This window comes from Streptomyces fractus (assembly GCF_049844455.1).
GTDB lineage: Bacteria > Actinomycetota > Actinomycetes > Streptomycetales > Streptomycetaceae > Streptomyces > Streptomyces fractus.
In genome coordinates, this window is sequence record NZ_JBMYHI010000002.1 from 9,218,561 (window position 1) to 9,236,748 (window position 18,188).

Here is an 18,188-nt window from a genome sequence, read left to right on the forward strand (position 1 = left end):
GACGGGAACGGGTCGGTCAGAGGCTGATCCAGCCGGCGGCCAGGGCGACGATGCCGAGCACGGCGCCGATGACGGAGACGGCGAGGATGACGAGCTCACGCGGCGAGAACAGCCGGCGTCCCTGCTCGCGGCGGGCCATCACGAAGAGGATGGTGGCCGGCGCGTAGAAGATCAGCGAGACGAGGACGAACTTCAGCCCGGCCGCGTACAGCAGGAACGCCGTGTAGATCACGGCGATCCACGCGATGGTCAGTTCACGGTTCGAGGTGCGCCCGCCCGCGGTGAGCGGATCGGCGCGCATGCCGATCTTCGCGGCGAACGCGGCCGCGAGCAGATACGGGATCAGGGAGAGGGCACTGGTCAGATCGAGCGCGAAGTTGAAGGCGTCGTCGGAGAACGCGGTGATCACGAGCACGACCTGGGTCAGGATCGTGGTCATCAGGAGGGCGGGCACCGGCACGTCCGCGGGGTTGGCGCGGCGCAGGAAGCGCGGCATGTCGTCGTCCTTCGCGGCGACGAACAGCACCTCCGCGGCCATCAGCGTCCACGCCAGATACGCGCCGAGCACGGACACGATCAGGCCGACGCTGATGAAGACCTTGCCCCAGGTGCCGACCGCCTCCTCCAGGACGCCCGCCATGGACGGCTGGCGCAGCTCGGCGATCTCGCCCATCGGCATGATCCCGTAACTGACGATCACGACCGAGGCGAAGATGGCGAAGACGCTGAGGAAGCCGAGGATCGTGGCCCTGCCGACGTCCTCGCGGCGCTTGGCGTGCCGCGAGTAGACGCTGGCGCCCTCCACGCCGAGGAAGACGAAGACGGTGGCCAGCATCGTTCCCTTGACCTGGCTGAACAGGGAGCCCGCGTAGTCGGCGCCGCCCCAGTTCTCGGCGAACACACTCGGGTCGAAGAAGACGAGCGCCAGGATCACGAAGATGACGATCGGCACGACCTTGGCCACCGTGACGATCTTGTTGATGGCCGCGGCTTCCTTCACGCCGCGGCGGATCATCAGGAAGAACGCCCACAGGCCCACGGAGGAGAGGATCACGGCGAGCGCGGTGTCGCCCTCCCCGAGCCCGGACCAGATCGTGCCGACCGTCGACATGATCAGCACCCAGTACGTCACGTTGCCGACGCACGAGCTGGCCCAGTAGCCGAACGCGGAGAAGAAGCCCACGTACTCCCCGAAGCCCGCCTTGGCGTAGGCGTACACACCCGCGTCCAGGTCGGGCCTGCGCACGGCGAGCGACTGGAAGACGAAGGCGAGCATGAGCATGCCCGTACCGGCGATCGCCCAGGAGATGAGGGCGCCGGCCACCCCCGTCTGCTCGGCGAAGCGTGCCGGGAGGGAGAACACCCCGGCGCCGACCATGGAGCCGATGACCATGGTGGTGAGGGTGAACAGGGCCAGTTTCGCGGGCGGTGGGGAGGTCCGGGGCTCCGTAGAGGCCTGCTGCTCCATCACGTCCCCTTCGGTTGCGGTGCGGGGGAGCTGGGACGCTCGGGGAACAGTTTTCTACCAACACGTTGAGAAGTGCACCTTTTAGTGGTGTTTACGCATCAGGGGTGGATCACTGGACATTCATTCCAAATGGCCGATCGTGCGAGATATGGGCAGCATGGTGCGAGCCGTCTCAGGAGAAGGACAAGCAGCCATGCATTCCTCATTGACCCCGGTGATCCTTCAGGAGCTGCGCGAGCCACGCTCCTATCCCGCCGTGTCCCTGGCGATGCCCACCCATCGGCGCCGACCCGAGAACAGCCAGGACCCGGTACGGCTCGGCAACCTCGTCAGCGAGGCGGAGCGCCAGCTGTCGGCGGATCCCGCGGTGACGAAGGAACGCCAGGAGGACGTCGTCGCCCAGCTGCGGGCCGCGGTCCAGGAGGTCGATCTCGCCCATGTGCGCGACGGCCTCATCGTCTTCGCGGCGCCGGGCGAGCACCAGGCATGGGTCGTCGACCGCGGCGTCCCCGAGCGGGTCGTGGTCGCCGACACCTTCCTGACCCGGAACCTGGTCGCCGCCGACGCCGCGCGTCGCCCCTACTGGGTGCTGGCCCTGGCCGCCGACCGGATCACGCTGTGGGACGGCCGCGGCGACCGCGTCACCGAGAACACGGAGCACGGCTTCCCGCTGACCCGCAGCCTCGAGGACCCGGACGCCGAACGCAAGGAACGCGTCGGCGACCTGCCCAGCACCTTCCGCGACGAGGAGACCCGCCAGTTCTTCCGTGACGCGGACACGGAGCTCAGCGACGTGCTCGGCGAGGAGCCGAGGCCGCTGTACGTCACCGGGGAGTCGGCCGCGCTGACCCTGTTGACGGAGGTCGGCAGCGCCGCGCAGGGGGCGATCGAGCTGCCGGTCGGCGGGCTCGCGCAGGGCACCCCGGAGGAGGTCGCGCACGCGGTGGCCCCGGCCCGGGAAGAAGCGGCGCGGCTGGCCGTCGCGGAGGCGCTGGACCAGCTGGAGCAGGCGCGCGGCGAGAAGAAGTACGCGGCGGGCGTGGACGAGGTGTGGCAGGAGGCCCAGGACGGGCGGATCCGCCGGCTCGTCGTCGAGGAGAACTACCGGATCACCGTGCGGGCCGGCGAGGGACATCTTGAACCGGCCGCCGATGACGATCTGGACGCCGTGCACGACATCGTCGACGAGGTCGTCGAGTCCGCCCTGGAGACCGGCGCGGAGGTGGTGTTCGTCCCCGACGACACCCTCGCGGACGCCGGGCGCGTCGCCGCGGTGTTGAGGTTCTGATGCGCGGGCGGACGACGGTCGCGCCGATCGCCTGCGCACTGGCGGGTGTGCTCGCGCTCGCGGCGTGCGGCTCAGGGACCGAGAAGGACACGGGTGCGAGTGCCAGCGCGTCGGCCAGTTCACCGGACGCGTCGAGGTTCTCCGGTACGCCGCCGTCGGCGCTGGCGTCGAAGAAGGAGTCGATCAAGGCCTCCGCGTCCGAGGCCGCCAAGTCGGCCTCGGCGCGGGCCAGCCAGTTCGAGGCGTCCGTCTCGGCCGACGTGGAGCGCAAGCGGCAGGAGTTCACCAAGCAGCTGGACAAGGTCGACGGGCAGGGCAACGCGGTCCGCGACGTCGAACTGACCGGCAAACGCCTCGCGGACACGAAGGGCGTGCGCGCCGTCGTCGTCCACATCACCAACACCACCGACAAGACCGCCTCGTACGCGGTGCAGGTCGACTTCAGCGACTCCGACGGCAAGGTGGTCGAGACCAAGGTCGTCGGAGCCGAGGACCTGAAGGCGGGGGACAGGGCGCAACCGCTGGCGATCAGCACCAAGCCCCCCGAGCCGCACCTCAAGGCGAGTGTGGCGAAGGCACAGCGCTACTAGGCGGGTACCGCGTCCTGGGTCGCGGCCGTGGATTCGGCCGCGACCCGGTTCTCGAAGTGCACCCGCAGGCGCAGCGTGCACCAGATGCCGATCACGGACACCGCCATCAGCGCGGCGGCCGGCGGCCAGTACGCCCCGCCGGCCAGGGACGACAGCCAGACCGCGGTGACCGGGGCGAAGCCCGCGAAGAGCATGTTGCAGACCTGGTAGGAGAGCGAGATGCCGGTGTAGCGGACGTGCGGGGCGAAACCGTCGGCCAGGATCGCGGCCATCGGCCCGTACAGCGCCGACATCACCAGCCGCATCGCCAGCATCATCAGATAGATCAGCACGACGCTGCCCCCGCCGAGCACCATGAACTGCGGGATCGACAGCAGTACGACTCCCGCGAGGCCCGCGACGACCACCTTGTGCGCGCCCACCTTGTCACCGAGCAGCGCGAGCAGCGGGGTGACCAGGAGCTCCAGGAACGCGGCCAGCGAGAGGCCGTTGAGCAGCATCGAGTCCGACAGGTGCAGCGAGTCGGTGCCGTACGAGAGCAGATAGCTGGTCACCACGTAGTAGCCGCCGGTCGCCGTGGCGAGCGCGAAGACCCCGGTCAGGACCGTCTTCCAGTCCTTTTGCAGCACCTCGGTGACGGGCAGCCGACTCGGCGTCTCCTTCTCGGCCTCTGCGGCGTGGATGTCGTCCATCACCGGGGAGTCCTCCAGCTTGGTGCGCACCACCAGGCCGATGACGACGAGGACCGCGGACGCGAGGAACGGCACGCGCCAGCCCCAGCTGTGGAACGCGGAGTCGCCGAACAGGTTCATGAGGCTGAACATGCCGGTCGACAGCAACGCGCCGACGGACGAGCCGAGTTGGGCGAACGAGCCGAAGAAGGTCGCCTTGCCCTCGGGCGCGTTCTCGACGGCGATGAGCACGGCGCCGCCCCACTCGCCGCCGATCGCGATGCCCTGGATGAGGCGCAGCGTGATCAGCAGGATCGGCGAGAGGACGCCGACCTGGTCGTACGTCGGCAGCAGGCCGATCGCGAACGAGGCGATGCCCATCATCAGGAGCGTGATGACGAGCGTCTTCTTGCGGCCGACGCGGTCACCGATGTGCCCGAAGACGATGCCGCCGAGCGGGCGCAGCAGGAAGCCGACGGCGAACGTCGCGAAGGACGAGATCGTCTTCAGGGCCGTCGGCATGTCGGCGGGGAAGAAGACGTCGTTGAAGACGATCGCCGCGGCGGTCGCGAAGGCGTAGAAGTCGTACCACTCGATGGAGGTACCGGACAGAGCGGCGAACGCCGTCCTGAAGGGACTCTGTGGCGAGCGGGGTGTGGTGCGGTCCGACAAGGGGACCTCCGGCAGGTGAGTGCGGTCGGGGACGGGACGTGCTCAGGCGTGGGGGAGGGGGTGAGGCAGGTGAGGGAGGCAAGGGGGCGGGGCATGGGGTTGGGGACCCGCCCCCCGAAGTGCGTTACGCCGACCAGGCCCGGCTGCCGCCGATCCACGTCTCGCGCACCCGGATCCCGGTCAGCTCGTCCGCGGGCACGGTCAACGGGTCGGCGTCCAGCACGACGAAGTCCGCCAGCATGCCCGGGGCGAGCGCGCCGACGGCGTCCTCACGGTGCAGGGCGCTCGCCGCGGCGGCGGTGTGCGCGTGCAGGCCCGCCTCGACCGGCAGGCGCAGCGACTCGTCGCCGAGGACGGTGCCGAGGACCGTGCGCCGGGTCGCCGCCGCGGACACCGCCTCCAGCGGGGCGGGCGGGGCGACCGGCGCGTCCGAGGAGAAGACGACCGGGACACCGGCCTCGGGGCAGCGGCCCGCCGGGTTGTAGCGGTTGCCCATCTCGCCGATCGCGGTCAACGTGCCGTCGCCGGTGCGCAGATGGTGCTGCGGCTGCATGACGGGGACGACGCCGAGCGTGCCCATGCGGTCGATCTGCTCGTCGGTCGGCAGACCGGAGTGCTCGATGCGGTGGCGCATGTCGTCGCGCGGCCGGTCGGCCTGCGCCTTCTCGATCGCGTCGAGCACCATGCCGATGGCGTACGGGGACTGGGCGTGCGTCGCGGTCTGCAGCCCCGCCGCGTGGGCGCGGCGGACGATCTCCGCGTACTCCTCGACCGAGTGGTACAGCTGCCCGTGGTGGCAGCAGTCGGCGGCGTACCCCTCGGGGAAGTACGCGGTCCAGCCGCCGAGCGTGCCGTCGGCGTAGAACTTCACGCCCTGGATACGGAACAGGTCGTCGCCGAAGCCGCGGACCGCGCCGAGTTCGAGGGCGGTGTCGAGCAGTGCCGAGGTGAGGTAGGCGCTCACACGCATGCGCAGCGAACCGTCCGCCCGCGCCCGCAGGTACGTCTCCATCTCGCGGCGCGACACCTGCGCGTCGCCGATCGTGGTGACACCCGCGGCGAGGAACACCTCCTGGGCGCGCAGCAGATGGTCGGCCATGATGTCGTCCGGCTCGGAGAGGTGGAAGTTCGGGCCGTGGTTGCCGATCTTCACGCCGGCCGGGCCTGTGAGCAGGTCACAGGCCGCGTCCCACAGCTGCCCGTCGGGCTCGCCGTTCTCGAAGTGGCCGATGCTGCCGCCCTCGGGCTGCGGGGTGCCGGCGGTGATCCGGCAGGTGCGCAGGGTGTGGGAGTTGACGACGCCGCCGTGCCCGGAGGCGTTCATGACGTAGACCTCGCGGTCTTCGGCGACGCGGTCCAGGTCGTGGCAGCTGGGGTGGCGGCCCTCGGCGAGCCGCCGGTGCTCGTAGCCGAAGCCGCGCACCGGCACCCCGGCGGGCAGCTCGCGGGCGGCCTCGCGGAGCACCTCGACCAGCGTGTCGATGTCCGGTACGCGCTCGGGCCGCAGGTCGACCCAGGCGAGCGCCTGCCCGTACATCACCGGGTGGCAGTGGGCGTCGACGAAGCCGGGGTGGACGAGGCCGCCGTCGAGGCGCAGCTCCTCGTCGACCTGGCCGCCGAGCGCGGCGCGGGCCTCCTCGACGGTGCCGACGTGCACGATGCGCTCGCCGCGCACGGCGAGGGCCTCGGCGCGGACGGTGGTGCCGGCGGCGGCTACGGCGGCGCCGGTGACGAGGAGCGTGTGCTCGGGGGAGCGGGGCATGGCAGGACTGCTTTCGACCGGGAACGTACGGGGGTGCGCCGACAGACGATTCGGCTCGCTGAACCATAGATAGCGAACGACTGATTGACCAGAGGGTCAGGTGAAGAATGTTTGTAAAGTCGAATCGCCAGTTGGGTTACGGATCGACTGTGCACCCCTGTGCGGGCCGGTGATCGGTGCGTGCGTCCGGTCCGTCCGGTCACCGCGTGCGCGGCCCCAGGTCGTAGCGCTCCTTGATCAGTTCGAGGTGGAGCCAGCTCTCCACCTCCCGTACGGCGGGCAGCTCGCGCATCTCCTCCAGCGTGGTGCGCACCGCCGCGAACGACTCCGCGGTGATGGTGCCGACCAGTTCGGCGCCGCCCAGGCACGTCGACAGGAACGTCACGCGCCCGAAGGCGGCGACGCGTTCGGCGACGTCCGCCGCCGCGCCGTCGACCCGCAGGCTGAACCCGCACAGGTAGCCCATGCCGAGCACGTCGGGCCGGACCAGGGCCACCACCTTGGCGACCCCGCCCTCCAGCAGGCGCAGGGTGCGCGCGCGGGTCGCGCCCGCGGACAGGCCGACGCGCGCGGCGAGTTCCGCGAAGGCGAGGCGTCCGTCGTACTCGAGCTCGGCGAGGATCCGCTCGTCCACCGCGTCGAGCGCGCTCACGGTCGGCTCCCGGGTGAGGAGGTAGGGGTCCTTCACATGGCGGGTCGCGACGAGCGCGTCCACCGCGCGGACGCCCGGCAGCGCCCGGATCCGCTCGATGGTCCGGTCGAGCGCGCCGAAGCCCGCGGTGCGCAGCTCCGTCATGATCGCCCGCCGCCCGCTGATGAGCGTGACGAACGGCGCCTCGGGCAGCGCGGCGATCGCGCGGGCCACCGGACCGGCGGCGCCGTCGGTGTCGATCGACAGATGCGCGGAGGCCGACAGGTCGCGCACCGCCGGGTGCACGATCGCCACGACTCGCACGGCGCCCGACTCCTGGAGTCGCTGCACGCGCATCCGTGCCGCGGGCCGGGACAGGCCCACGCGCTGGGCGAGGGTCTCGTAGGTGAGGCGGCCGTCGCTCTGCAGCTCGCGCACGATGCCCAGATCGGTCTCGTCGAGATCCACGTGCAGTTCCCCTCGGCGGTTCGGTTACGGTCCGGCCGTGGACCGGCCGGATGCCCGCTCATTGTCGGTCACCGGATGGGCAACCGTCTCGTTCGGTCTGGACAAGTGTGGCAGTCGAAACGTAGGTTTCGTTCCCGTAAGGCGATCGAATCATTTCTGATGACCTCTGGAGGATGGTGTGCCGCGACCCGTCGTCGTGATCACCGACACCGAGGAACTGGACCCCGAACCGGGCGTCCGACTCCTCGCCGATGCGGGCTGGGAGGTGCGGGTCGTCGGAAGCCGGGACCCGGAGGCGATCGTCGCCGCCGCGCAGGACGCCGACGCGCTGATCGTCGGGTACGCGCGCGTGGACGCGGCCCTGCTCGACCGGCTGCCCAAGGTGCGCATGCTCGCCACCATGTCCGCGGGCTACGACATGATCGACATCGCCGAGGCGGAGCGGCGCGGCCTGTGGGTGGCGAACCTGCCGCACTCCGCGACGGAGGACGTCGCCGTGCACGCCCTCGCCCAGGCGCTCGCCCTGACCCGCCGCCTGCCGCAGGCCGACGCCGTGGTCCGCTCCGGCGGCTGGAACACCGAGCTGCACGAAGTGCCGCGCCGGGCGAGCGAGTTGACGCTCGGCCTCGTCGGCATGGGCCGCATCGCCCGCACCCTCGCCCGCATCGCCGCACCCCTCTTCGGCGCGATCGTCGCCCACGACCCGCGCGCCACCGACTGGCCCGAAGGTGTCGAACGCGTCGACCTGGACACCCTCGCTGAGCGCGCCGACGTCCTGTCGCTGCACGTCCCCTCCACGCCGCAGACCAAGGGCATGGTCGACGCCGGCCTGCTGGCCCGCATGCGCTCGGGCAGCGTCCTCGTGAACGTCTCCCGCGGTGACCTCGTCGACCCGGCGGCCCTGCTCGCCGCGCTCGACAGCGGGCGGCTCGCCGGAGCGGCGCTCGACGTCTTCCCCATCGAACCGCCCGCGCCGGACGACCGCTTGCGCAGCCACCCGCGCCTGCTGCTCTCCCCGCACAGCGCCTTCCTCTCCGACGCCTCGCTGCGCGCCTACGTCACCGAGCCCGCGCGCAACGTCATCGCCTGGTGGACCATCGGCCGCCCGCACACCCCCGTCGTCGACCCCACTTCCTCCGACGCCTCTCGTACGCAAGGAGCACTCGCGTGACCGACACCCTCACCGCCCCCGTCACGGCCGAGGACGCCGCCCAGGAGGAGCTGCGCCTGCGCCGCGAACTGGCCGCCGTCTACCGCCTGGTCGCGCACTTCCGGATGACCGACCTGATCTTCACGCACATCTCGCAGCGCCTTCCGGGTCCGGACAACCACTTCCTGATCAACCCCTATGGCCTGCTCTTCGAGGAGATCACCGCCTCGAACCTGGTGAAGATCGACCTCGACGGCAACGCGGTCGAGCCGAGCCCGCACCCCGTCAACCCGGCCGGCTTCATGATCCACAGTGCGATCCACCGGGCCCGGCCCGACGCCCACTGCGTGCTGCACACCCACACCAAGGCCGGCTGCGCCGTCGCCGCGCAGCAGGGCGGGCTGCTCCCCGTCAACCAGATGTCGATGGAGTTCCACAACCGCGTCGGTTACCACGACTACGAAGGCGTCGCCCTCAACTTCGACGAGCAGGAGCGCCTCGTCGAGGACCTCGGCGGCCACTCCGCGCTGATCCTGCGCAACCACGGCCTGCTGACCGTCGGCGAGAGCGCCAAGCAGGCGTTCCTGCGCATGTACTACCTGGAGAAGGCCTGCGAGATCCAGGTCACCGCCCAGGCCGGCGGCCCGTTGATCATCCCCTCCGAGAAGGTCGCCGAGTACACCGCCCAGCAGCTCACCGGCGAGGGCGAGGCCTCCTCGGACGTCGAGGACGACATCGCGTACGACCTGGCCTGGGGCGCTTTGCTGCGCCTCGTGGAGCGGATCGCGCCCGACTACAAGGACTGAGCTGGCGGTGGACGGGGCGGGGCCGGACCCCCGCCCCGTCTACCGGCGCTGCACCGCCGCTCTCCCCTCACCGTGCACGCTGCGCGCAGCCACACCGCCCGCAGCGGCGGTACCTCAAAGGGGAGGGCCATGGGTTCCTCGAAAGGCACGTCCGCGCACTCCCGCACATCCCTGCTGGTCGCGGCCCCGTACGCGTACTCCCGCACCCGGCGCCCCTGCGCCGAGTGCGACCTCGGCGTCGGCCGACAACTGCACCGGCACGTCCGCGCGGTCCCCGCGGAGGTCGTCCGGGTACTCGCGGCGGTGCTCGCCGCGCTGACCTCCTGGCGATGCCCGCCCGGCGCCGTCGACGACGGCGAGCTGCTCGTCAGCGAACTCGTCACCAACGCTGTCGTGCACACCGCCGACACCACGGTCGCCCTGACCGTGGCGCACCTCGGGAACCGGCTGCTCATCGAGGTCACCGACTCCTCCCCGGTCCGCCCCGCGCTGCGCGCGCCGGGGCCCGAGGACGAACAGGGGCGCGGCATGCAGCTCGTGGAGGCCGTCGCCTCGGCCTGGGGCTCACGCAGGGAACCGGGCCGCGGCAAGACCACCTGGTGCACGCTCGCCCTGGACGGCGGCGACACGGCGCGGCCGGGCCGATGAACGCGCCGCGGGCGAGCCTCTACCGGTGGGACATCCACCGCGTCGCGGGCAGCCGCCACCAGCACGGCCCCTGCGGCACCAGCGGCAGCGAGGACGGCGCGCGGGCCTGCGTCGAGGCGGCCCTCTCCGGCGCCGCCGACCCCGACACGTACGCCTGGGGTCTGCTCAGCCGCGTACGTTCCGAGACGCCCGGGGCATCCGGGGCGTCGGAGTCACCGGCGGCCGGCCCGCGCACGCCGATCGCGTGGGCCGCGCCGGGACCCGACGGCACCGTCGCCTGGCTGCCCCACGGGGCGACGGCGCTTCTCCCCGTCCAGCAGGACGGCGCTCCGCACATCGCCGAACTGGAACAACGGGCCGCCGTCATCCACGAGTTCGCGTCCGCCGCCGTCCCCGAGCTGTTGCGCACGGAGGACTACGCGCGCGCCCTGTGCGCCACGGCCCACCCGCTCGACCCGCCGCTGCGGACCGAACAGCGCCTCGCCGCTCTCGCCCGGCGCGGACGCGTCCTGGCCCGGCGCGAACCGGCGCACCTCGTCGCGGTCCTCGACGAGGGCGTCCTGCGCCACCGCGTCGGCGGGAAACGGGTGATGAGCGGGCAGCTGGGGCACCTCCTCGAACGGGGCGCGCTGCCCCGGATCCACCTCCAGGTGCTCCCCATCGACGTACCCGACCACCCCGGCAAACTGCCGCCCTTCCGGCTCATGGGCTTCGGGGAGGGACCCGACGTGCTGTGCGGCGAGTCCTCCCTCGGCGTGCAGAGCACGCTCGACGCCGGGCAACTCAGGGAACACCGGCTCGCCTTCCGGCAGATCCGGTCCCGGGCCCTGTCACGGGACGACTCACGGGAGCTGATCCGCGCACTCAAGGCGGAACTCGACCGCGACGGCCACGGCCCCCGGTGAACCCCCTTGCCCCGCATGGAGGTTCGCACCACAATCGGGGACCACCACGCCCGGCCGACAGGGTCCTTCTGACGGATCAGGCTGGACGCGGGGGGCCGTGTACGTGCGGTGCCTGGGAGCGGGGTCTGGTGCGTGCAGGTGCAAGGCGGAGGAGGGCGTCAACGCGAATGGGGTCTCCCCTGCTCGAACGAAGCCGAGAGCTTGGGGAAGTTGGCAACCGACGACAACGCCGCAGATGGGCGTCCAAGGCCCCGCGACTCCAGCAAGATCCGTCAGAAGTGCCCCAGGGAGAAGGCGACGACAAACGGAACGTGACGCGAGGTCATGAGGTATCGGCTGCTCGGGCCGCTCGGCCTGTGGCGTGACGGCGTCCAGGTGCCGCTCCCGCCGGCGAAGTGGCGCATGCTCCTGGCCGTGCTGCTGTGCGAGGCCAACCAGCTCGTCTCCACCGACCGTCTCGTCGAGGAACTCTGGGGCCCCCACCCGCCGCAGAGCGTCCACAAACTGCTCCAGGGCTACGTCTCGCGGCTGCGCCGCGCGCTCGGTGACACCTCCAGCGACATCCTGGTCACGCATGTGCACGGCTACCGGGCCCACGGGTACCGCCTCGTCGTCGAGCCCGGCGCCGTCGACGCCCACCGGTTCGCCGACCTCGTCAAGGAAGCCGGCCGCGACCTCGGGCGGAACGCGGCGAAGGCCGCCGCCGAACAGCTCGCCGAGGCCCTCGACCTGTGGCGCGACACCCCCTTCGCCGACGTGCCGCCGACCCCCGCCGTGGAGGCCGAGACCACCCGGCTCGTCGCCGCGCACACCAACGCCCGCGAACTCCTCATCGAGGCGCGCCTGAGGCTCGGCCACCACGAGGCGGTCCTCGACGAACTCCAGGTACTGTCCGCCGAACACCCCCTGCGCGAGGCGCTGCGGGGCCGGCTGATGCTCGCCCTGTACCGCTCGGGCCGCCAGGCCGACGCCCTGACCGCCTACCGCGACCTGCGCAGGCGCCTCGCCGACGACCTGGGCATCGAACCGGGCCCACCGGTACGGGAACTGCACCAGCGCATCCTCACCGGCGACCCGTCCCTGCTCCTGGAACCCGGACCGCCCGAGACACCCGAGCCCGAGGAGGCCGACCGTGCCCCGGCCGGGACGCCGGCCCGCGTCCCGCGCGAACTGCCGCACACCAGCGGCGAGTTCCTCGGCCGCACGGGCGAGGCATCCGTCCTCCAGGAGATCATCGGCGGCACGGGCCGCGGCCGCCTCGCCATCGCCGCGATCGACGGCACGGGCGGCATCGGCAAGTCGGCCCTCGCCATCCACACGGCCCACCGCCTCGCCGACCGCTTCCCCGACGGCCAGTTCTACGTGGATCTGCACGGCGCCACCGCCGGCCTCACGCCCCTCGAACCGGGGGAGGTGCTCGGCCGGTTCCTCAGCACGCTGGGCGTGCCGCGCGTCGCCGTCCCCACCAACACGGAGGAGGCGGCCGCCGCGTTCCGCTCCATGGTCGCCGACCGGCGCGTCCTGGTCGTCCTCGACAACGCGGCGGGCGTGGAACAGGTGCGCCCGCTGCTGCCCGCCGGGCCCGGCTGCGCCGTCCTCATCACCAGCCGCGAAATGCTCACCACACTGGAGGGCGCCACCCACCTCCACCTCGGCGTCCTCTTCCACGACCAGGCGATGGCACTCCTGGAACGGCTGCTCGGCGCGGAGCGGGTGGGCGCCGAGACCGAGGCGGCCGACGCGATCATCCGGATGTGCGGCGGGCTCCCGCTCGCCCTGCGGATCGTCGGCGCCCGCCTCGCCGCCCGCCCCAGCTGGCCGCTGAGCGCCTTCGTCGAACGGCTCGGCGACGCGCAGGGCAGGCTCGACGAGATCTCCGTCGGTGACGTGTCGGTCCGCGCGAGCTTCCTCGCCGGCTACCAGGCCCTGTGCCACGGGGCCCACCCCAGCGACCAGGCGGCCGCCCGCGCCTTCCGCCTCCTCGGCGTCGTACCGGGATCGAGCACCAGCCTGCCCGCCGCGACCGCGCTGCTCGGCGTCCCGGCCGCCCGCGCGGAGGACGCGCTCGAACGCCTCGTCGACGCCCACCTGTTGAACAGCCCCGCCCCCGGCCGCTACCAGATGCACGACCTGCTCCGCCTGTTCGCCCGTGAGGTGTGCGCCGAAGAGCCCGAGACCGAACGCACCGAGGCCCTCGCACGCGTCCTTCGGTTCTACGCAGCCACCACCGGGCGCGCCGTGGCCCACCTGGAGGTACCACCCGGCCTCGCCCGCCGGGCCGACGACCCGACGCCGGTACGCATCGACGACCTGGGCCGGGCCGAGGCATGGCTGGACAGTGAGCGCGCCAACCTGATCGCCACCATCACGCACGCCGCGACCGCGTCCGACGACGCGGCGCGCCACTCCGTCCGCCTCACCGGACTCCTGCACTGGTACCTCTACCCGTACGCCCGCGCACGGGAGTTGCGCGTCCTCGGCGAGCTCGCCATCCGCACCGCCCGCCGGCTCGGCGACCGCAGGAGCGAGGCCCAGGGGCTGCACAACCTGGCGGCCGTGTACTGGCTGCACGGCAGGCTCGACCACATGCGGCAGTGCCTGGACGCGGCGCTCGACATCTGGCGCGCGATCGGCGACGCCAAGGGGGAGCGGCGCACCCTGTACTGCCTGGCGGACGCGCTCACGGAGACGGAGAGATACGAGGAGTCCCTCGCCGTGCAGCGGACGCATCTCGCCCTGGCCCGCGCGGCGGACGACCGCACGGCCCTGGTGGTCGGCCTCGGCGACCTCGGCCGCGCCCTGCGCGGACTCGGCCGCACCGTCGACGCCCTGGAGGCCTACGAGGAGAGCGCACGCATCGCGGACGGGGTCGGCGACGACGGCCTCCAGTGCTTCGCGCTGCACGAGATCAGCCGCATCCTCCTGTACGAGGGCAGGACCCCGGAGGCGGCGAAACTCCTCGAACGCGCCGCGAGTCTGGGCAGCGACCTCACCGCGTACGTCCGCTGGCGCGGGCACGCGTGGAGCGCGTTCTTCCCCGCGTGCCTGAGCCTGCGCATGGGGCCGGGAACGCTCGGCCCGCCACCGCTGTGAACGGTGTCGGGCCGGCGGCGACCGGATCTACCGCCGCTCTACCGAACCCCTCTATCTTCAGGGACGCCTTGCACAAGGACCCACCTCACCACTCGGCAGGCCTCATGGACGCCACGGCACCCGGCGAGCAGCGCATCCTGCGGATCACCCGCACCGACGACCCGCCGGGGCTCAGCCTCGAAGGGGAACTGGACGCCACCCGGCACCGCGTCGTCGCACAGGCGCTGGCGGACCTCGCGGAGGTGGACGGCGAACTCCACCTCGACCTCGGCGGATTGACCTTCATCGACCTCGGGGCGCTGCGCCTGCTCGCCGGCGTCGGCCACCGCCGAGGACCACGCCGGGGGCTGGTCCTCGACCATGTGGCACCGGAGGTGGCGGGGGTCATCGCGATCGTGGGCTGGGGCCGGCTGCCGGGCCTGGCGCAGGGAACGGAGGGGACGGCATGACCGTCGACGAGATCATCGAGGCGCTGGACCGGCTCGGCCCGGCGGACGCCCCGGGCTTCGACGAGCCGCTGGTCCACCAGCACCAGGCGGTGCTGTACGGCGACATGCCGGAGTTCCTCGCGGGCACCGTGCCGCACCTGCGCGAGGGCATCGGGGCGGGAGCGCCGACGCTCGCCGTGGCCCCGGCGCGGGAGGCCGACGCGCTGCGCGAGGCGCTCGGCCAGGACGCCCCCGCCGTGCAGTTCATCAACCCCCTGGACGTCTACACGAACCCCGTACGGGCCATGGCCGCGATATCGGCGGTCGCGCGGACGCTCGGCCCGCGCCCCGCCTGGGTGGTGGCGACCGACGACTGGGAGCGCTACCCGGACCCCATCGAGTGGGTCCGCTACGAGTCGCTGCTCAATGTCAGCTTCCCCAACCAGCGCTTCCACTCCCGCTGTTGCTACGACACGCGCGTGGTGACGTCGGAGGTCGTCGACTACGTACGGCGCACCCACCCGGAGGTCTTCGAGGGCGAGGCCCTGCGGGACAGCCCCGTGTACGGTGACCAGCCGGCCCTCCTCGCGGACCTCGACCGACGGCCCCTGCCCGCTTCGCCGCGTACCACCGCGTCGATGCGGATCCTGCCGGCGGACCTGCACGCCGTGCGCGCCTTCGTGGCCGAACAGGCACGCGGCTGCGGAGTGACGGGCGAGGCCCTGCACAACCTGCTGGTGGCCGTCACCGAGGTGGCGACCAACGCCATCCGCCACGGCGACGCCCCCGTCACCCTGCGCACCTGGCCCGACAACGGCCTCATCTGCGAGATCACCGACTCCGGCGACTGGCGGCCCGACGCCCACCTCAGCTGGGACCCGCCGGACTCCGCCGCGGACGCCGGCTTCGGACTGTGGGGCGCCGGGATGCTGTGCGACACGGTGCAGGTGAGGCCGGGGGCGAAGGGGACGACGGTACGGCTGCGGACGTGCGCCTGACACGCCCGCGGCCGTCCGCGCGTCACCTGCCGGCGTACGGCAGCAGCGCCATCTCCCGGGCGTTCTTGACCGCCGCCGCCACCTGGCGTTGCTGCTGCACCGTGAGGCGGGTGACGCGGCGGCCGCGGATCTTGCCGCGGTCGGAGACGAACTGCCGCAGCAGGTCGGTGTCCTTGTAGTCGACGTAGGTGATGCCGGCCGCGTCGAGCGGGTTCGGGCGCGGCTTCGTGGGCCCCCGTGGGGTGCGGGAACGGGGCATGTCGGTTCGGTTCCTTTCGGGGGTCAGCGTGCCGGGTCGAGGAGCGGGTCGAAGGCGGCGGGCAGCCGGCTCCAGCCGGCCGGGCCCGCGCGGAACTCGTCGTCGGTGAGCAGGCAGGAGTCGAGGAGCGCGGCCAGGCCCTCGCGGTCGAGGGCTGGGGAGGTGAACACGAGGTGCTGGCAGCGGTCGCCGTGCTCCGGATGCCAGTCCACGGCCGCCGCCGCGCGCCGCTCGGGCGGCACCAACTCCCAGGCGGCGTCGGGCAGTGAGTGCAGCCAGGGCCCGCAGTCGTCGACGCCCAGGGCGCCGCCCGCCGCGTCCCAGGACAGCAGCGTGTCGGGCCGGTCGGCGAGCCAGAACCGCCCCCGGCTGCGGGCCGCGACGCAGCACAGGTCCTCCAGGGCGTCGAACAGCCGCTGCGGATGGAACGGCCGGTGACGGTGCCAGACGAGGGTGCCGACCCCGGCCTCCTCCGCCTCCTGCGGCAGCCGGGCGCTGGCCGGGTGCTGGGCGGTGCGGGCCGCCTCGACGTCGAACCCGGCGAGGGCGAGCCGGGCCAGTTCGGTCGACCGGGCCGGGACCTGCCGCCCCGTCGGGTGGAGCTGGGCGAGCAGGGCCCGGTCCTCCGCGTCCGCCTCCGGACTCTCGGTGACGGCGACGACGGACGCGTACTCCAGCTGCCGGGCCCAGGTGTCCGCGACAGTGCGCTGATCGCTCGCGGCCGCCGCGAGTCCGGCCTCGGCGAGGTCGTCGCCGTTGCCCAGGTAGGGGAGGACGAGCGCGGGGTCGACGGCAGTGACGACACCGGTCAGTTGCAGCGCCGGAGCGCCGTGCGCGGCGACGACGTCCGCCATGGCCTGCGGCTCCACGGAGTCCCACAGCTCCACGACGGCGAGCCGGGTCAGCCCGTCCTCCGCGAGCCGTTCGAGCTCCGGCACGAGGTCCTCGCGCAGGGCGCAGCAGGCGCAGTCGTTGACCAACGGCGCCTCGCCGCGCTCGAGTTCACCGGAGGCGTCCCGGACCGTGCGGGTCACGGTCCCCGACGGGGCGGTGCCGAGGTCGTGGTGCAGGGCCACACTGGACGGCACCGCGTCGAGCAGGCCCCGCACCACCTCCCGGCGGGCCTCGCTGTGCAGGCCGCCGACGATCACGACGGGCAGCCGGTCGCGGCCGCCCATCACCGGGCCCCTCGACGGCCGAAGCGACGTTCGAAGCGCTCGACGCGTCCCGCGGTGTCCATGACGCGGGCGGTGCCGGTGTAGAAGGGGTGGCTCGCCGAGGAGACCTCGACGTCGTACACGGGGTAGGTGTGGCCGTCCTCCCACTCGATCGTGCGGTCGGTGGTGAGCGTGGAACGGGTCAGGAAGGCGAATCCGGCGGCCTTGTCGCGGAAGACGACGGGCCGGTGGGCCGGGTGGATGCCGGGCTTCATGGCGGACTCCAGGTTCTTCGGGTTCTTCGGGTTCTTCGAGCGGCCGTGCGGGCCGTGGGCTTCAGCGTTCTTCGCGGAAGTCGACGTGGCGGCCCACCACGGGGTCGTACTTGCGCAGGACCAGGCGGTCCGGGTCGTTCCTGCGGTTCTTGCGGGTGACGTAGGTGTAGCCCGTGCCCGCCGTGGAGCGGAGCTTGAGGATCGGGCGCAGTTCGTTGCGTGCCATGGCGCTAGTATATGGCAATGGTTTCCATTTTCAATAACGGGGCCACGTTCACACAGGCGCAGCGAGCACGACACAGCACGACGGAGAGGGACCGCATGTCCACCCACTGCCAACTGACCGGCGCCGCACCGCGCTTCGGCAACCGCATCTCCCACTCGCACCGGCGCACCTCGCGCCGCTTCGACCCGAACATCCAGCGCAAGCGCTACTGGCTGCCCAGCGAGGGCCGCACCGTGCGGCTGACCCTGAGCGCCAGGGGAGTCAAGACGGTCGACGTCATCGGCGTCGAGGCCGCGGTCGCGCGGATCCGCGCGCGAGGGGAGAAGGTCTGATGGCGAAGAAGAGCAAGATCGCGAAGAACGAGAAGCGGAAGACGGTCGTCGAGCGGTACGCCGCCCGGCGCGCGGCGCTGAAGGAGACACTCCGCCGCCCCGGCACCCCGGAGGCCGAGCGCGCCGCCGCCCTGGCCGAACTGCGCCGCCAGCCCCGCGACGCCAGCGCCACGCGGGTCCGCAACCGCGACAGCGTGGACGGCAGGCCGCGCGGGCATCTGCGCAAGTTCGGCCTGTCCCGCGTGCGGCTCCGGGAGGAGGCGCACGCGGGACACCTGCCGGGGGTCACCAAGTCCTCCTGGTGACGACGCAGCCGCGGTAGGCCGCCCGACCGGGCCCCGTCTCGGTCGGGCGCGCCGCG

Annotated in this window: 19 protein-coding genes; 11 read left to right on the forward strand and 8 right to left on the reverse strand. The window is 72.3% G+C overall.

The genetic code is table 11. The features are described from left to right. Nucleotides 1-16 precede the first annotated feature (16 nt). Nucleotides 17-1,468: a basic amino acid/polyamine antiporter gene (locus ACP4E5_RS44020; protein ID WP_425840220.1), complete on the reverse strand. Its 1,452-nt coding sequence runs from the start codon at nucleotides 1,466-1,468 to the stop codon at nucleotides 17-19. Between the two features lie 193 nt (nucleotides 1,469-1,661). Between ACP4E5_RS44020 and ACP4E5_RS44025 the strand changes: the two genes are divergently transcribed. Beyond that, on the forward strand, nucleotides 1,662-2,756 hold the full coding sequence (locus ACP4E5_RS44025) for a baeRF3 domain-containing protein (protein ID WP_425840223.1): 1,095 nt from the start codon (nucleotides 1,662-1,664) through the stop codon (nucleotides 2,754-2,756). After that, complete coding sequence (locus ACP4E5_RS44030; RefSeq protein WP_425840226.1) at nucleotides 2,756-3,346, forward strand: hypothetical protein; 591 nt, start codon at nucleotides 2,756-2,758, stop codon at nucleotides 3,344-3,346. The genes ACP4E5_RS44025 and ACP4E5_RS44030 overlap by 1 nt, the downstream gene beginning before the upstream one ends. On the opposite strand, the gene ACP4E5_RS44035 is transcribed toward ACP4E5_RS44030, so the two are convergent. The 3 genes from ACP4E5_RS44035 to ACP4E5_RS44045 form a co-directional block, all read right to left on the reverse strand. Beyond that, nucleotides 3,343-4,689: an MFS transporter gene (locus ACP4E5_RS44035; protein WP_425840229.1), complete on the reverse strand. Its 1,347-nt coding sequence runs from the start codon at nucleotides 4,687-4,689 to the stop codon at nucleotides 3,343-3,345. The genes ACP4E5_RS44030 and ACP4E5_RS44035 overlap by 4 nt on opposite strands. Before the next feature lie 124 nt (nucleotides 4,690-4,813). Further along, nucleotides 4,814-6,451 (reverse strand): amidohydrolase, encoded by a 1,638-nt coding sequence (locus tag ACP4E5_RS44040; RefSeq protein WP_425840232.1) that lies wholly within the window; start codon nucleotides 6,449-6,451, stop codon nucleotides 4,814-4,816. A gap of 199 nt (nucleotides 6,452-6,650) precedes the next feature. Further along, nucleotides 6,651-7,550, reverse strand: coding sequence for an Lrp/AsnC family transcriptional regulator (locus tag ACP4E5_RS44045; RefSeq protein ID WP_425840234.1), 900 nt, complete (start codon nucleotides 7,548-7,550; stop codon nucleotides 6,651-6,653). A gap of 178 nt (nucleotides 7,551-7,728) precedes the next feature. Here ACP4E5_RS44045 and ACP4E5_RS44050 point away from each other — a divergent pair, with 178 nt between their 5' ends. The 7 genes from ACP4E5_RS44050 (at nucleotide 7,729) to ACP4E5_RS44080 (ending at nucleotide 15,578) form a co-directional block, all read left to right on the forward strand. Then, nucleotides 7,729-8,721: a C-terminal binding protein gene (locus ACP4E5_RS44050; protein WP_425840236.1), complete on the forward strand. Its 993-nt coding sequence runs from the start codon at nucleotides 7,729-7,731 to the stop codon at nucleotides 8,719-8,721. Further along, nucleotides 8,718-9,506: a class II aldolase/adducin family protein gene (locus ACP4E5_RS44055; RefSeq protein WP_425840238.1), complete on the forward strand. Its 789-nt coding sequence runs from the start codon at nucleotides 8,718-8,720 to the stop codon at nucleotides 9,504-9,506. The genes ACP4E5_RS44050 and ACP4E5_RS44055 overlap by 4 nt, the downstream gene beginning before the upstream one ends. A gap of 129 nt (nucleotides 9,507-9,635) precedes the next feature. Further along, the gene (locus ACP4E5_RS44060; protein WP_425840240.1) at nucleotides 9,636-10,154 is read left to right on the forward strand and encodes an ATP-binding protein; all 519 of its coding nucleotides are present in this window, start codon (nucleotides 9,636-9,638) and stop codon (nucleotides 10,152-10,154) included. Further along, the gene (locus tag ACP4E5_RS44065; RefSeq protein ID WP_425840242.1) at nucleotides 10,151-11,059 is read left to right on the forward strand and encodes a DUF5753 domain-containing protein; all 909 of its coding nucleotides are present in this window, start codon (nucleotides 10,151-10,153) and stop codon (nucleotides 11,057-11,059) included. Before ACP4E5_RS44060 ends, ACP4E5_RS44065 begins: the two co-directional genes overlap by 4 nt. A 324-nt stretch (nucleotides 11,060-11,383) precedes the next feature. Next, on the forward strand, nucleotides 11,384-14,152 hold the full coding sequence (locus ACP4E5_RS44070; RefSeq protein ID WP_425840244.1) for an AfsR/SARP family transcriptional regulator: 2,769 nt from the start codon (nucleotides 11,384-11,386) through the stop codon (nucleotides 14,150-14,152). Between the two features lie 104 nt (nucleotides 14,153-14,256). Then, on the forward strand, nucleotides 14,257-14,601 hold the full coding sequence (locus ACP4E5_RS44075; RefSeq protein WP_425840246.1) for an STAS domain-containing protein: 345 nt from the start codon (nucleotides 14,257-14,259) through the stop codon (nucleotides 14,599-14,601). Continuing rightward, nucleotides 14,598-15,578 (forward strand): anti-sigma factor RsbA family regulatory protein, encoded by a 981-nt coding sequence (locus ACP4E5_RS44080; protein WP_425840248.1) that lies wholly within the window; start codon nucleotides 14,598-14,600, stop codon nucleotides 15,576-15,578. The genes ACP4E5_RS44075 and ACP4E5_RS44080 overlap by 4 nt, the downstream gene beginning before the upstream one ends. 22 nt (nucleotides 15,579-15,600) lie before the next feature. Here the strand turns inward: ACP4E5_RS44080 and rpsR are convergent, their stop codons facing one another. The 4 genes from rpsR to rpmG all read right to left on the reverse strand — a co-directional run bounded on the left by rpsR (nucleotide 15,601) and on the right by rpmG (nucleotide 17,495). Then, nucleotides 15,601-15,837: a 30S ribosomal protein S18 gene (rpsR, locus tag ACP4E5_RS44085; RefSeq protein WP_425840250.1), complete on the reverse strand. Its 237-nt coding sequence runs from the start codon at nucleotides 15,835-15,837 to the stop codon at nucleotides 15,601-15,603. A 23-nt stretch (nucleotides 15,838-15,860) separates the two neighbouring features. After that, nucleotides 15,861-17,015 (reverse strand): CobW family GTP-binding protein, encoded by a 1,155-nt coding sequence (locus tag ACP4E5_RS44090; RefSeq protein WP_425840252.1) that lies wholly within the window; start codon nucleotides 17,013-17,015, stop codon nucleotides 15,861-15,863. Then, a complete protein-coding gene (locus tag ACP4E5_RS44095) occupies nucleotides 17,015-17,269 on the reverse strand; it encodes a type B 50S ribosomal protein L31 (protein ID WP_425840254.1) in 255 nt (84 codons plus the stop codon). Before ACP4E5_RS44095 ends, ACP4E5_RS44090 begins: the two co-directional genes overlap by 1 nt. A gap of 61 nt (nucleotides 17,270-17,330) precedes the next feature. Then, nucleotides 17,331-17,495 carry a 50S ribosomal protein L33 gene (gene rpmG / locus ACP4E5_RS44100; protein WP_422481768.1) on the reverse strand — a complete coding sequence of 55 codons (165 nt, stop codon included), beginning with the start codon at nucleotides 17,493-17,495 and terminating at the stop codon, nucleotides 17,331-17,333. A gap of 95 nt (nucleotides 17,496-17,590) precedes the next feature. Here rpmG and rpmB point away from each other — a divergent pair, with 95 nt between their 5' ends. Both rpmB and rpsN read left to right on the forward strand, forming a co-directional pair. Continuing rightward, entirely contained in the window at nucleotides 17,591-17,827 is a 237-nt protein-coding gene (gene rpmB / locus ACP4E5_RS44105; protein WP_425840258.1) for a 50S ribosomal protein L28, read from the forward strand. Further along, entirely contained in the window at nucleotides 17,827-18,132 is a 306-nt protein-coding gene (gene rpsN, locus ACP4E5_RS44110; RefSeq protein ID WP_425840261.1) for a 30S ribosomal protein S14, read from the forward strand. Before rpmB ends, rpsN begins: the two co-directional genes overlap by 1 nt. The last annotated feature ends 56 nt before the right edge of the window (nucleotides 18,133-18,188 follow it).

Excerpts from the sequence above, each read along its gene's own strand:
- ACP4E5_RS44060 (WP_425840240.1), top strand. The coding sequence starts at position 9,636 with ATGGGTTCCTCGAAAGGCACGTCCGCGCACTCCCGCACATCCCTGCTG.
- rpsN (WP_425840261.1), top strand. The coding sequence starts at position 17,827 with ATGGCGAAGAAGAGCAAGATCGCGAAGAACGAGAAGCGGAAGACGGTC.
- rpmG (WP_422481768.1), bottom strand. The coding sequence starts at position 17,495 with ATGGCACGCAACGAACTGCGCCCGATCCTCAAGCTCCGCTCCACGGCG.
- ACP4E5_RS44075 (WP_425840246.1), top strand. The coding sequence starts at position 14,257 with ATGGACGCCACGGCACCCGGCGAGCAGCGCATCCTGCGGATCACCCGC.
- ACP4E5_RS44020 (WP_425840220.1), bottom strand. The coding sequence starts at position 1,468 with ATGGAGCAGCAGGCCTCTACGGAGCCCCGGACCTCCCCACCGCCCGCG.
- ACP4E5_RS44025 (WP_425840223.1), top strand. The coding sequence starts at position 1,662 with ATGCATTCCTCATTGACCCCGGTGATCCTTCAGGAGCTGCGCGAGCCA.
- ACP4E5_RS44070 (WP_425840244.1), top strand. The coding sequence starts at position 11,384 with ATGAGGTATCGGCTGCTCGGGCCGCTCGGCCTGTGGCGTGACGGCGTC.
- ACP4E5_RS44090 (WP_425840252.1), bottom strand. The coding sequence starts at position 17,015 with ATGGGCGGCCGCGACCGGCTGCCCGTCGTGATCGTCGGCGGCCTGCAC.
- ACP4E5_RS44095 (WP_425840254.1), bottom strand. The coding sequence starts at position 17,269 with ATGAAGCCCGGCATCCACCCGGCCCACCGGCCCGTCGTCTTCCGCGAC.
- rpsR (WP_425840250.1), bottom strand. The coding sequence starts at position 15,837 with ATGCCCCGTTCCCGCACCCCACGGGGGCCCACGAAGCCGCGCCCGAAC.
- rpmB (WP_425840258.1), top strand. The coding sequence starts at position 17,591 with ATGTCCACCCACTGCCAACTGACCGGCGCCGCACCGCGCTTCGGCAAC.
- ACP4E5_RS44040 (WP_425840232.1), bottom strand. The coding sequence starts at position 6,451 with ATGCCCCGCTCCCCCGAGCACACGCTCCTCGTCACCGGCGCCGCCGTA.
- ACP4E5_RS44065 (WP_425840242.1), top strand. The coding sequence starts at position 10,151 with ATGAACGCGCCGCGGGCGAGCCTCTACCGGTGGGACATCCACCGCGTC.
- ACP4E5_RS44080 (WP_425840248.1), top strand. The coding sequence starts at position 14,598 with ATGACCGTCGACGAGATCATCGAGGCGCTGGACCGGCTCGGCCCGGCG.
- ACP4E5_RS44030 (WP_425840226.1), top strand. The coding sequence starts at position 2,756 with ATGCGCGGGCGGACGACGGTCGCGCCGATCGCCTGCGCACTGGCGGGT.